Annotated in this window: 11 protein-coding genes; 5 read left to right on the top strand and 6 right to left on the bottom strand. The window is 34.9% G+C overall.

What is annotated here, in order from left to right; all coding sequences use genetic code 11:
- Nucleotides 1-134: 134 nt before the first annotated feature.
- The 5 genes from MKY76_RS02260 to MKY76_RS02240 all read right to left on the bottom strand — a co-directional run bounded on the left by MKY76_RS02260 (nt 135) and on the right by MKY76_RS02240 (nt 5,560).
- On the bottom strand, nt 135-2,177 hold the full coding sequence (locus MKY76_RS02260; protein WP_257961689.1) for a TRAP transporter permease: 2,043 nt from the start codon (nt 2,175-2,177) through the stop codon (nt 135-137).
- On the bottom strand, nt 2,174-2,689 hold the full coding sequence (locus MKY76_RS02255; RefSeq protein WP_257961690.1) for a DUF1850 domain-containing protein: 516 nt from the start codon (nt 2,687-2,689) through the stop codon (nt 2,174-2,176). Before MKY76_RS02255 ends, MKY76_RS02260 begins: the two co-directional genes overlap by 4 nt.
- Nucleotides 2,690-2,813: 124 nt before the next feature.
- On the bottom strand, nt 2,814-3,803 hold the full coding sequence (locus tag MKY76_RS02250; RefSeq protein ID WP_048393251.1) for a TAXI family TRAP transporter solute-binding subunit: 990 nt from the start codon (nt 3,801-3,803) through the stop codon (nt 2,814-2,816).
- Between the two features lie 279 nt (nt 3,804-4,082).
- Entirely contained in the window at nt 4,083-4,634 is a 552-nt protein-coding gene (locus MKY76_RS02245) for a superoxide dismutase family protein (RefSeq protein ID WP_054549059.1), read from the bottom strand.
- Between the two features lie 161 nt (nt 4,635-4,795).
- A complete protein-coding gene (locus tag MKY76_RS02240; protein ID WP_257961691.1) occupies nt 4,796-5,560 on the bottom strand; it encodes a 3D domain-containing protein in 765 nt (254 codons plus the stop codon).
- 298 nt (nt 5,561-5,858) lie between these two features.
- Between MKY76_RS02240 and MKY76_RS02235 the strand changes: the two genes are divergently transcribed.
- Nucleotides 5,859-6,044, top strand: a complete 186-nt coding sequence (locus MKY76_RS02235) for a putative motility protein (protein WP_257961692.1) — start codon at nt 5,859-5,861, stop codon at nt 6,042-6,044.
- Between the two features lie 36 nt (nt 6,045-6,080).
- The gene (locus tag MKY76_RS02230) at nt 6,081-7,250 is read left to right on the top strand and encodes a response regulator (RefSeq protein WP_066038420.1); all 1,170 of its coding nucleotides are present in this window, start codon (nt 6,081-6,083) and stop codon (nt 7,248-7,250) included.
- A 44-nt stretch (nt 7,251-7,294) separates the two neighbouring features.
- On the opposite strand, the gene MKY76_RS02225 is transcribed toward MKY76_RS02230, so the two are convergent.
- Nucleotides 7,295-8,311 (bottom strand): GGDEF domain-containing protein, encoded by a 1,017-nt coding sequence (locus MKY76_RS02225; protein WP_342557366.1) that lies wholly within the window; start codon nt 8,309-8,311, stop codon nt 7,295-7,297.
- Nucleotides 8,312-8,769: 458 nt separating this feature from the next.
- Here MKY76_RS02225 and MKY76_RS02220 point away from each other — a divergent pair, with 458 nt between their 5' ends.
- The 3 genes from MKY76_RS02220 to MKY76_RS02210 all read left to right on the top strand — a co-directional run bounded on the left by MKY76_RS02220 (nt 8,770) and on the right by MKY76_RS02210 (nt 13,430).
- Nucleotides 8,770-11,637, top strand: a complete 2,868-nt coding sequence (locus MKY76_RS02220) for an ATP-binding protein (protein ID WP_342557365.1) — start codon at nt 8,770-8,772, stop codon at nt 11,635-11,637.
- A 120-nt stretch (nt 11,638-11,757) separates the two neighbouring features.
- Nucleotides 11,758-12,447, top strand: coding sequence for a response regulator transcription factor (locus tag MKY76_RS02215; RefSeq protein WP_259949243.1), 690 nt, complete (start codon nt 11,758-11,760; stop codon nt 12,445-12,447).
- A complete protein-coding gene (locus MKY76_RS02210) occupies nt 12,444-13,430 on the top strand; it encodes a HAMP domain-containing sensor histidine kinase (protein WP_342557364.1) in 987 nt (328 codons plus the stop codon). Before MKY76_RS02215 ends, MKY76_RS02210 begins: the two co-directional genes overlap by 4 nt.
- Nucleotides 13,431-13,508 lie beyond the last annotated feature (78 nt).

The following is a 13,508-nucleotide window of genomic DNA, read 5'->3' as shown; positions in this document are numbered from 1 at the left end:
TCAGATTAAAAATACCATTGATTCTTATGATTACTAAAAAATTTTACCTTTAAAAAACAAAAAGCTGCTCATTAACATCTGTACTAATATTTAGCCAGTTATTAATTGAGCAGATTTATATGCAAGTCAAGTATTTAAGATACTGAAGCTCCCATTTTTTCCTTCGTATTATCGTGATGATTTCCTTTTTTATGGGACAAAAATTGGATCACAAACATCACAATAAATATTCCTAAACCAGTCCAATCCGAGAATTTTTCAGGATAGATAAGTAATAGCCCCGCAGCAATCATAATAATTCTTTCATACCAGAAAAGTTTACGATACCAGTAGCCGATCACACCAGCACCCATTGCCACCATTCCAGTGATAGCAGTGAATACTACCCAAATAATTTGCGGAATGGTTGTATCAATCATTAATAATGCTGGAGAGAAAACAATCATATACGGTATAATAAATGCCGCAATCGCAAGTTTCGCTGAATTCACACCCGTTTTGATAGGGTCACCACCAGAAATACCTGATGCCGCAAACGCCGCCAGTGCTACAGGTGGTGTAATATCAGCAATAATACCGAAATAGAACACAAAGAAATGAGCAGATAGTAATACAACTACTGGCACTAATTCTTGTGGTGTATTTGGAGATAATAAAGCCACAATTGCTGGTGCAGCAATTGTCGATGTTATCACATAGTTTGCTGTTGTTGGTGCACCCATTCCAAGAATAAGCGAAGCTATCATAACAAAAATAAGTGTCAAAATAATACTACCACCAGCTAAAGCTACTAAGCTATTTGCTAAACTTAAACCTAATCCTGTTTTTACAACGACACCCACAATAATCCCAGCACAAGCAGTAGCTGCAACTACACCTAATGCAGTTCGAGCACCTTCCACCAATGCATCAATCACATCTTTTGGTTTAAGACGCGTTTCTTTATTAAACATAGCCACACCAATTGATATAATAATTCCATATAATGCCGCATGCATAACTGGTGTACCCGTTAGCATTAATATGATAATCGCTACAATCGGTAAGAGAAGGTAAATCTTCTTAAATACCTCTTGACGATTTGGCATTTGATCGTCTCGCAGACCTTTTAGACCAACTCTTTTTGCTTCGAAATGTGTCATAATCCAAATACCTGTAAAATATAAAAGAGCAGGAATAGCTGCCGCTTTTGCTATATCCCAATACGTAATCCCTCGACCAATAAATTCAACCATTAGGAAGGCAGCAGCACCCATAATCGGTGGCATAAGTTGACCACCTGTCGATGCAGCTGCTTCCACTGCACCAGCAAACTCTTTTCGATAGCCTAGTTTTTTCATCATTGGAATTGTATAAGAGCCTGACGTTACTACGTTAGCTACAGAGCTTCCAGAAATTGTACCTTGAAGTGCACTTGAGAATACAGCTACCTTCGCAGGACCGCCAATTAATTTTCCAGCTAGTGCAACTGCTAGATCGTTAAAATACTGGCCAACCCCTGTTTTCACAAGAAATGCCCCGAATAGTAAAAATACAAAAATAAATGTGGCTGATACACTAATTGGTGTGCCGAATATCCCATCAGTTGTAAAGTACATGAGGTTGACGATACTCTCCAAATCCTGTCCTCTATGCGCCATAAATGCCGGGAAATACGGGCCATAGTAAGCGTAAATCAAGAAAGCAATTGCAATAATTGTAATAGGCAACCCTACAGCACGTCGAGCAGCCTCAAGTACTAGTACAACAGCTATTAGCCCAACAATAAAGTCTACCTGCGTAATGGAGCCATTGCGATTCACAAGTTCTGTATAGTTCATAGACCAATATGAACCTACTGCAATAGCTAGTAATGCTAAAATATAATCGAACCAGGCTATTTTATGCTTGGGTGCTTTTTTTCTTGCTGGGAATAATAAGAAAATTAATGTCAAACCAAAGCCTAAGTGGATGGTACGTTGAATTTGAGCAGGAAATTGCCCAAAAATAGCTGTGTAAAGTTGGAATAGCGAAAATGCTAAAAGGCCAAAGAAAATAACATGCTTCATTACACCTGAGATTGTTCTTACATTGGATTCTATATCATATTTTTCAAGTATGGCTTGTTGCTCTTCAGCAGAGATTTGCTCAAATTCTTCTACTTTTTCTTCTTTCCTTGATTTTTCCTGTGTTGTCATTTCATCCTTACTCCTTTCCACTGTTCGTAAAGTGACAATCGCTTAATTTCAAATAAATAGGATTTACCCCTCTGTAAATCTTTTTTTAAATCATATTCTTCATCTGCATAATTGAATACCAGATCTAAATCTAAATCACCTATATAGATCGTAAAATTATCAAGTATGGCACTATTGTTAAATCGGAGAACATATTTACCGTTCCGTTGAATAAGTGTTTGATGTTCCTCTGCATAGCTTGGCATGCCAATAGCTAAGTCTTCATATTCCATTTCAAGCATTTCAATACGATTACCTTTTATATATTGATAGGATTCCAATACATCTGACTTATGTATGGAGTGGGTGTATCTTATTTGAAAGGTTTGCTCAACTGAAATGGGTATGTAGTGCACTTTAGGATGGGCTATACGCGTCTCTGTAAAGGTGAACACCTTTTGAAGAGGAAGAAATATGACAATACATATACAGATACTTAAAAGAACTGTTATGATGAATTTTCTCTGTTGCATTCGACCTATTCCCCCACTTTAAAAGCTATTCGCCTAAACCTATATCCTACAGTAAGAAAGAGACTCGAAGCTTTATGCAACGAGCCCCTTCGTATTTTTTAGAAAGTTTCAAGCACTATTCACACTATTTCTTTTCATTAAAGTATTTTTGTGCACCTGGATGAATGTCAATACTAATACCATCTAAACCTGTTTCTGCTTTTATGAATTCCCCTTTTGCATGGGAAATTTTACCCGTGTTATCATAAATAGCTTTTGTCATTGAATAAACAACATCTTCCGGAAGATCCTTTTTCACCGCTAGCATAGCTAGAACTGAAACTGTCTCCACATCGTTTGCAATACCATAAGTACCAGCTTTTACTGTGTCTTTTGCATAGTAAGGGTATTTAGCAATTATTTCATCTGCTTTACCCGCATCTAAACCGATAATATTCACTTTCGTTGTAGCATTTAATGCTTCAACAGCACCTGTTGGCGTACCTGCTGTAATAAATGCTGCATCAATTTGACCTGATTGAAGACCATCTGTTGATTCACCAAAATCAAGGTTTTGTGCCTTGATATCATCCATCGTTAAGCCATTGATTTCAAGTAATTGTTCAGCATTTGCGTAAGTACCCGAGCCTGGAGCACCCACTGATACTTTTTTACCTTTTAAATCTGCATACGTTTTAATACCCGAAGCTTCAGTTGTAACGAGTTGAACCGTTTCTGGATAAAGCGCACCTAAAGCTGAAATTGTATCAATTTTATTGCCATCAAACATCAGCTTACCTTCAGTAGCATAATAAGCAATATCTGTTTGAACAAATGCAATTTCACCTTTTCCTTCTTGTAAAGCAGTCATATTGGCAGCAGATGCCTGAGATACTTCAGCAGTTGTTTTAATGCCTGTATCAGTAGTTATTAAATCAGCAAATGTACCTCCAAGAGCATAGTAAGTACCTTGTGTGCCACCTGTTAGTAAACTTAAAAACTTAGGTTTTTCAGTTGATTCGGAGTCATCTCCAGTGTCCTTCGAACCACTTCCACTATCTGATCCACATGCAGCTAAAATCATAAGCGCAAGGATACTTAATAGCATTAATAAATTAAATTGTTTCTTCCTCATAGTAACCTTCCCCCTTTGGTTATTTTTAAGAATCTATTTAAAATTATCAAACTTAGTATAATAATGTCAATTAATTTATAGTAAATTCAGACTTTTATAATTATACAAAACCACTTTAAATCCATTAATTTACATTACTATAGCTTTATTTAATTACCCCTTTTATATTTGAAATAAACTCCTAATTTACTTTTCTAAAAAAATAAAATAGACATTCTAACTGAATAGAATATAAAAAAACTGCATCTGAAATAAACAGATACAGTCATGCATTTTATTCTATTGAATGGCTCCACAGGCTATTCTAGCTCCTGAATTACCAGCAGGATCTGTTTTATAATCATCCGCTGATTCATGAATGACAATAGCACTTCCATCACTATCTAATAGCGAATTTGGTTGATCTTTTTGTAAAGTTAACCCCTCAGCTAAAAAATTAAGATCCACATTGCCATCTTCACCAATTTCCAAATTTGGTAAGTCCCCTAAATGATAACCATTAGGATTTAATTTACCATGTTCCTTGTTTGTTGGATTAAAGTGGGCACCAGCTGATTCAAATTTAGGTGGTTCACACTTTCCTACTTCATGAATATGGATACCATGTGTGCCTGGTGGTAAGCCTGTTAATGCGAGCGTCATCATAACCCCATTATCTTCCTCTTGAAGATATGCATTGCCATAGCTTTCATTATTTGCACCAATTACTTTTGCAGTAGCTGTTAAAGGGGTAGATGCATTGACAGCTACTTTCTCCTCTTTCTTATCAAAAAAACTGCAACCCGCAACAAAAATTAGTAAAGAAAGACTCATTAAGCTTATTTTTTTCATAAAAATACCTCCTCTCTTTCTGATGATTTCCAATTTCTTCAGTACTTATGCACAATTAATCATTTACGATTCTATAATGGCTCCTATATCATTTGAGCCTGAATAGGAAACTCAACCAAAATAAAAGGGATTTCCCAAAGTTCGAGAAACCCCTTTCATAATTAATTTAAGATTTTTACCGTTACTGTTTTGACACCCCACTGAAGTGCTTGTCCTTCAGTAGGAATAAATACATCGATTTTATTTCCTTTAATAGCTCCCCCTGTATCAGCAGCGATTGCTTCACCATAACCTTCCACCCAAACCTTCGTACCGAGTGGAATAACCCGTGGATCTACAGCGATTACCTTTAAATTAGGATTAGACCTTATATCTGTTCCATTTGCTGTAATTCCTGAACAGCCTTCACAATAGGCTGTATACGCAGTCGCACGCATTGTTAATGTTTTACCAGAGACAGTTGCTGGAGCACTTGCTGGTTTTGTTTTGGCAGGTGCAGCAGGCTTAGTAGCTGTTGCAATCCCCCCGGAAGTTTTTGGTTTTGGTTTTGCAGCTGAAGCTTTAATAGCTATCGATTCACCAGCTAAAATCAAATCTGACGCAAGGTGATTCCATTTCTTCAAATCATCTACAGTTACATTATTAATACGAGCTATTGAAAATAAAGTATCCCCACCTTTGATGACATATTCATCCCCCAATGGTTCTTCTGCTTTTGACGTGTCTTTCACTAAGTCTTGCTCTGGGTAAAACCATAATGAATCCTTTTCATTTAATTGCTGGAACTCACCTACTGTTAAATTATAAATTTGCGGGAGTGCCCATAGTAAATTGCCTGGCGATTTGTCCTTAGCAAAGGAAGGACTAGCATAGAGACTCACACCAAATGTCAATACTACCGCTAAAGCTAATGCTCTTTTCTTCATGTTTAGTAATACCTCCATCATTTTATTATTTGTTGCAAATCTGTTGCTAGCACACTAGAGTTAAAAGCTCTATTATGTAAGCAACCATAAGTTTGCAAATTAATAACTCAGGACTAGCTGCCTGATATTAGGAATTATTACTATAAAAACGGAAAAATATACAATTTCAATTAATTTTTTAGTAATTTAATCAATTTATTGCGTATAAACTATAATTTAGTAGGTCTGTTTAGGTCTTTTTTATATTAGATATTTGCTATATTTAGCCGATAAAAAAAGAAAAGGAGGGAATTTAAAAATGGAAGTAAATTCACTTATGTCATCCCAGCTGATGGAACTCCAACAAACAGTACAGATGAGTGTCATGCAAAATGCTCTTAGTTTAAACACAACTACAGCAATTGAATTACTGAAAGAACTACCTCAGCAACAAACAGCTCCTACTCACCCATATAAAGGATCCATAATAGATATCTCAATCTGATCATACAGCCATATTTATCGAAAGGAGGTTCCTTATGTGATTCGGGTAATTATCGTGGACGATGAGCCATTAGCTCTGGTTAGTATGAAAAAACATTTAAATGAATTTGATAACATAGAGGTCATTCGAACTTTTACTACTGCAAAGGATGTATTGAAAGAAGGACCTACCTTAGACTTTCAAGTAGCATTTTTAGACGTTGAAATGCCAGGTATGAGCGGATTAGAAGTAGCACAACTGTTAAAAACATGGGATAAAAATATCTGTATCATTTTCGTAACTGCCTATCGAGACTATGCTGTTCAGGCATTTGATGTACAATCACTTGATTATTTATTAAAGCCAGTTTCAAAATCTCGTTTAGAGATAACCATTAACAGAATACAAAAGCTATTCCAAAAAAATCTATCATCGGAGAAAACTCGAACGCATCAAAAGCCTATGCTTCAAATCAGATGCTTTGGAGAGTTTGTCGTTTCTTTTGATGAAAAAGTAATTCATTGGAGAACAATTAAAAGCAAAGAATTGTTTGCCTTTCTATTTTTACAGCTTCATATGCCCGTACCTCGTGATAACATTTTAGATTCACTTTGGAGTGATACGGATGTAAAAAAAGCCAGAGTACAATTGCATACTACTGTCTCCTACTTACGTACAACACTTTCATCTTATGGCTACACGGATGTCATTGAATATGCAAATGGCTGCTATATTTTGAAACTAAACGATTTTCAATGTGATGCCTTTGATTTGGAGGATATCTTAAATACCAAAGCTGAAACAGGACGATTAAATATTGAAAAAGCTGAGGAACTCATCCAAAATTACCATGGTGAATTTATGGCAACAATGGACTATGCATGGACTACTAGTAAAGCAAATTTGATGAATAAACAATTTAGTCAACTACTTGATGAATTGATACTTTATTACTCTAAAAATCAGAACCTTAAAAACAGAGAGCGTTCATTGTTATTTGCTTTAGAGTTTAATCCGTATTCCGACAAAATCGTGCAACAATTAATCCAACATTATACTGAAATTGGAAATCGCGCAGAAGCTATAAAAATATACCATTCTTTTAATAGCCTTCTATTAACAGAATTAAATGTGTCACCATCTCAGGAAACCACAGAACTTTTTCAAAACGTCTTACATGCACATGAAAAAGAGCATGAAAACAAGCGTTTACCCCTAAGGACATGAAAAAACATGCTAGCGTCCAGTGCTAGCATGCTTATATAGTTTAATTATTTAACAATCATTTGTCTCATATTACTTACAACACATAAACAGTTTCTTCCAGATTTTTTAGCCTTATACAAAGCATGATCTGCAATTTCTATCAGTTGATTGGGACTTTGGACATTTGGTGTAAAAGCCGTAATTCCAGCAGACATTGTCACAGGTCTTCCACACACAGTTTCTTGTAAAGCTTGTTTAATTCGGAGACTTTCCGCTAGTTGGACTGCATCCTCTATATTCATCGAAGGTAAGATGACCATAAATTCTTCGCCGCCAAATCTAAAGCATAACCCCAGTTCCCCGACACTGCTCTGCATAGTAATCGCAAAGGCTTTTAAAACTTCATCTCCTACAGTATGACCATATGTATCATTTATACTTTTAAAATCATCTAGATCTATTAAGATAATGGCATGAGGAACCTTATCAATAATTAATTTGTGTAAAATTTGATCCATTCTTCTGCGATTAAGAATCCCTGTTAATGAATCTAAGTTCAACTGCTCTGTTAAGTCATTGATTTTACTTTCCGAACAGATCATCATATTTTGAATATTCTTTTTCAATAATTTTACCTCATCATACCAATCAGCAATTTCCTCAATCCCTTGTGCTCCTTCATCTACTTCAATTCTTTTCGATAGCTCTTTGAGAGGCTGTGTAATTTTAATAGCAAACCAAATAGCAAATCCCATTATAGTCGCTATAACTATTATGATTGGGCCTAGGACTTTTTTAAAAAACAAATTGAAGGACACTATTCTTTCATCAAGTAAAGTATCAACCATTTGTTGCGTATACAGCTTTAATGAATGGTCATCTGTCTTAGCATCTTGTAAATAGCTTTCCGTAATTGTCGAGACTTCCATTACATAAGTTTCTTGTATATTTGTTTTATGTTCCTTCAAAATTTCATTGAAATTACGATAGCTACTCCAAATACTAATACTAGATGTCATGAGGACAACAATAGTTGTCATACTAATAATAAGAAACGATAACTTTAACTTGAATTTACCCACAATAGATCATTTCTCCCATTGAGATGTTTTTTCGTTAATCTTATCTATGTTTAAATTTTGATATATACTTATTCAATCATCATACGTCAAACCTCTTAAAGAAAACTTAAACACTAATGATTTTTTCCTCCTTCAATTTAAAAGGAAAAAATCGATAGTACTACTAACTCCAAATTGTTCTATTTATATAGGCTTAAAGCATTCTTTTATTATCCATTATATTTTCTTTTTTCCAATTTCGTGGCATGGTAGATAGAGATTATTAGGAGGGAAAAATTGCTGTGTTGAGAAAAGCTTCTACCCAACATCTACTTATTATAATTGCCATTTTTATAGTCCTTACTTTTCTAAGGTTATTATGGTTAAACTATTTCCTCCCCTCTACACATCAACCTAGTGCCAAAGATGGTGTGGTCCACATAAACAATTTGACTACATCGGAAGAAGAAGTTATTTCCTTGGATGGAGGATGGATTTATTATCCTGGACAATTTGTGAATTCTGAAAATAAGGGGGGTAACAAAGAGAGTCATAGCAATACGTATAATACCCAAAATATTCCTGCGTCAAAAGATGAGCGAACGACTCAACCCTATGGCACTTATCAGTTAAAAATTCTGCTACCAAACAATTTAGATAATGATCGATATGCCATTCGTATACCTGCTATCTCAACTGCATCAACCTTATATATAAATGGAAAGCTAGTAGGAAAATCAGGCAAAGTAGCAGATAATGCAGAAGACCATGAAGGTCAAGCTGCACCTTATACTGTTTATTTTACTAATACACAATCTGAAATTAATCTCATACTTCATGTATCTAATTTTGATACACCTACAAGTCCTATTATTAATAAAAGGATTTTATTTGGCACTGCGTCAGCGATGACGCATCATCAATTAATTGTAGGGCTATCTCTTTCAACTATTGTAGTTATGCTAATCATATTCTCTCTTTTTAGCATACTTGTATATTTGTTCATCTATCGAAAATCTATCGTTTTACTTTTCACATTTGGCTTTCTTTTGCCTTTAGCAGATGAATTAATTACGTTTGATCGCTCCCTACTGGATTGGTTGCATCTGAATTATGTATGGTCCTATAAGCTTTCTACTATTATTTTTCTAGGAGCCTCCTTTTTCTTTGTTCAGTTTATGAGAGTCCTCTTAGTCAAATATCACAACACTAAAACATTTCAATGGATTTTTGCTTGTTATGTTTTAAATGCAATACTCACGATTGTTTTACCAATGACATGGCTGATACCTACGAAGAATATTTTCTTCGTACTTTATCTAGTATCCTTTCTTTACGTAGTGGTACTGGCTCTTAGAGAGTATTTAGAAAACCAAAAAAGGAGCTCTGCTTTTATTGCACTAACAGCTATCGGCACCACAAATGGTATTATATGGGGTTTCATTAAATCTGTTTACGTATTCGATATTCCCGTTTATCCATTCGATTATTTATTTATCATGCTTGGTTTTTCTAGCTATTGGTTCAAACGTTTTCATGAGAACTCTCAGCAAATTCAAAAATTAGTGACTAAACTACAACACGAGGATGCTTTAAAAGATGAATTCCTTACAAGTAATGCAGAAAAACTTTGGAGTCCAATGAATAGGATGATTACCCTAGGTCAATCCATTTATGACAACCCACATAACAAACTTGTTACTGAAGATGAAAAAAATCTTAAACACCTTATCGATATAGGTAGAAGTATGTCCTTTACGTTAAACAACATACTGGATTTTACTCGTTTAAAAGAAGGAGATTTACATCTCCATACACAAAGTGTAAATCTTCAAGGTGCTGTTTATGGAGTTTTCGATATCCTCCGCTTTATTGCAAATGGTAAACAAATACATATGGTATCTTTAGTACCTCCAAGTTTCCCAAATGTATTAGCCGACGAAAATCGCCTTATTCAAATCCTATTTAACATTTTGCATAATGCCCTAAAGTATACAGGTGAAGGCTCTATAGAAATTATTGCTCGTGAAGAACAGCATATGGCTATTATCCACATTCGTGATACTGGACAAGGCATGGACAATTTTGTACAAAGTCTTTTGTATTCGCCCTATGAACAGGGCCAAGAATATGATGAAGGCATTGGTATTGGCCTACTTATTTCAAAAAAACTGATTGAATTACATGGAGGTACGTTAAATATACAATCTATTCCTAACAAAGGATCGAATGTTTATTTTACATTACCTCTTGCAGATGAAAGTAGACAAAATAAGGAATACGCAACCTTTAATGCACAAGCTAAAACTCAGCTATCCACAAATGAACAAGAGTTATCCATGGTGTCAGATAAGCATTTCAGGATCTTAATGATTGATGATGACCCTATGAATTTAGCAACGATGAAAAGTATATTTTCGATCTCTGAATACGAAATTACTACTGTTACAACCAGTGAGAAAGCTCTAGCTCTGATTCGGCAAGAATCATGGGATTTAGTAATTGTTGATGCAATGCTTCCGTATATTTCAGGCTATGCTGTAATTCAAAAAATACGAAAACAATACTCATTGCTGGAATTACCTATCTTATTATTGACGATAAGAAAGCACCCTGAAGATGTTTATACAGGCTTTGCCTATGGTGCTAATGATTATGTAACAAAACCTATTAATGCATTAGAGCTAAAAGTAAGAAGTCGAGCTTTAATTGATTTAAAATATAGTATTCAACAACGTCTACATTTAGAAAGTGCTTGGCTGCAATCTCAAATCCAACCACACTTCTTATTTAATACACTTAATACCATTGCCTCACTTAGTACGATTGATACAGATAGAATGATCGATTTAATGCATCACTTTGGTGAATATTTACATGCCAGCTTCGATGTCAGAAATCTTCAAAGAGTAGTACCACTACAGCATGAGCTCGATTTAGTTCGTTCGTATCTTTACATTAAACAGCAGCGATTTGGAGAATTAATTCAGATTGAATGGGATATTGATGAAACGATACAAATTGAAATTCCTCCAATTTCTTTACAAACGTTAGTTGAAAATGCCATTCGACACGGTATATTAAAGAAAGAAGAAGGCGGTACTGTTTGTATTCGTATTAAAGATTTCACAACTTATGTATCCATTAGCGTAATAGATGATGGTGTGGGAATTAGCCCCACTCTATTAGAGGAATTGCAAGAAGATTACAATGGGACAAGCTCTGGTATAGGTATAGGGATAAGAAATACAAATCTACGACTTAAAAGAATTTATGGCCAACAATTACAAATTCAAAGTACTATAAACCAAGGTACAAATGTTACTTTCCATATACCTAAAGATTAAAAACCGGAGTCATTACAACGCCATTTTTGTAGTGACTCTTTTCTCAAGTTTCCAATTACATATAGATTTTTCGAAATGAGGGTACAGTATACATATAGAATAAAGGAAGGATCGATAGGTATGTACAAAATATACATAATAGAAGACGATGCAAATATAGCTTCACTGATTGTCGAGCACTTAGCTAAGTATCAGTTTGAATGTTTTACTGTACAACAATTTCCACACATTATTGAAGAATTTAATACTATACAACCACACCTGGTCATTATGGATATCAATCTCCCGACTTACGATGGCTATTTTTGGTCACGGAAAATCCGTCAACTCTCAACATGTCCCATCATCATTGTCTCTGCCAGAGTAAATGATATTGATCAAGTATATGGAATTGAAAATGGTGCCGATGATTTTATCACAAAGCCCTTTTCATTGGATGTCCTCATGGCAAAAGTAAATGGACTACTTCGGCGTACCTATGGTGAATATGCTTTTACCGAGACAACAACCATAACTATAGCCAATACTACATTAAATCCAGATACAGTTCGTCTTCAAACAAAAGCCAAAGAGAGCCTGTTAACGCTAAAAGAAATGCAGCTTAGTAAGTTATTATTCGAAGCTTACCCTAATGTAGTGCCGCGTCAAAAGCTTTTAAGTGCTATTTGGGATGATGAAACCTTTGTTGAGGAAAATACTTTGTCTGTGAATATTGGTCGATTACGTAGAAAATTGGAAGCCGTACACTCTAAACTTGAGATTAAAACGATCCGTGGTCTTGGATATCAATTAGTGGAGGAAAGTGAATGAAGCTATTCTTTCGAGATCATCTTAGTATCATTATTCTCTATAGCATAAGCTTCCTCCTATTACCTTGGATAATTAATGTATTAGATGACCTATCCTCACACTATGCCTACTTTATTTTTCTTGTCAGCTTTCTATTTATTCTGTGGCTGCTTGGTCGTTATTATCGAAGAAGAAAGTTTTATCATCATTTACAAAAAAATATCAACACACAGGATGATCTTCATTTATTTGAACCACGTGCAGCTATTGAGCAATACTATAGTGAAAAACTAAGGCAAATACAGTATTTATTTTTAACCCAACAGCAAAGATTGGAAGAACAAGCACATGAGAAGCAACTAGTTCTATCACATTTTGCACATCAAATGAAGACACCTTTATCTGTTATTCAATTAATCGTTCAAGCTACACCCAACAAGACCACTGACGAATTGCAGCAATGGTATACCATCAATAAAGAGTGCAATAAATTGACATTTACCCTCAATCAGTTATTAACGTATGAGCGCACATCTCATTTAGTAGCTGATTTAAAAATTGAACCTATTATTTTAAAAGGACTCGTGCAAGAAGTCATCAATGATTTGAAGGATTTCTTTATCATAAGAGAAGTTTTTCCAAAGCTGACGTTCGCTGAAGACCAAATCATTTATTCAGATCGAAAGTGGTTAAAAATTGTACTTTATCAAGTATTAAATAACGCCATTAAATATAGTGAAATGGCAAGCACCATTCATATCCATTATGACAACACGGCTTTGCACATAAAAAATCTTGGTGAGACGATCCCTACTAGTGAAATAGCACGAGTCTTTGATTTATTTTATACAGGTATGAAGGGGCGAACGAGTGGTGAAGCAACAGGTATAGGCTTATATTTAGTGAAAAAGATTTTAACTACACTAGAGCACCCCTTCACTTTACAATCTTCTGAGCATGTCACTACTTTTTCCATTAATTTTTCAAATAGTCTTAAAAAATGAAGATGACAAAGTTGTCATCTTCACGTCATCAAGAGAAATAGGTTATGTGCCGCTCCTTTTCTATACTAAAGTTATCTA

Source organism: Lysinibacillus sp. FSL P4-0201, from assembly GCF_038593425.1.
Lineage (GTDB): Bacteria > Bacillota > Bacilli > Bacillales_A > Planococcaceae > Lysinibacillus > Lysinibacillus capsici.
This window is presented reverse-complemented; position numbering and strand designations above follow the sequence as displayed.

Bases quoted from the DNA above. Each gene is read 5' to 3' on its own strand.
- MKY76_RS02260 (WP_257961689.1), bottom strand. From the start codon at position 2,177: ATGACAACACAGGAAAAATCAAGGAAAGAAGAAAAAGTAGAAGAATTT.
- MKY76_RS02255 (WP_257961690.1), bottom strand. From the start codon at position 2,689: ATGCAACAGAGAAAATTCATCATAACAGTTCTTTTAAGTATCTGTATA.
- MKY76_RS02250 (WP_048393251.1), bottom strand. From the start codon at position 3,803: ATGAGGAAGAAACAATTTAATTTATTAATGCTATTAAGTATCCTTGCG.
- MKY76_RS02245 (WP_054549059.1), bottom strand. From the start codon at position 4,634: ATGAAAAAAATAAGCTTAATGAGTCTTTCTTTACTAATTTTTGTTGCG.
- MKY76_RS02240 (WP_257961691.1), bottom strand. From the start codon at position 5,560: ATGAAGAAAAGAGCATTAGCTTTAGCGGTAGTATTGACATTTGGTGTG.
- MKY76_RS02235 (WP_257961692.1), top strand. From the start codon at position 5,859: ATGGAAGTAAATTCACTTATGTCATCCCAGCTGATGGAACTCCAACAA.
- MKY76_RS02215 (WP_259949243.1), top strand. From the start codon at position 11,758: ATGTACAAAATATACATAATAGAAGACGATGCAAATATAGCTTCACTG.
- MKY76_RS02210 (WP_342557364.1), top strand. From the start codon at position 12,444: ATGAAGCTATTCTTTCGAGATCATCTTAGTATCATTATTCTCTATAGC.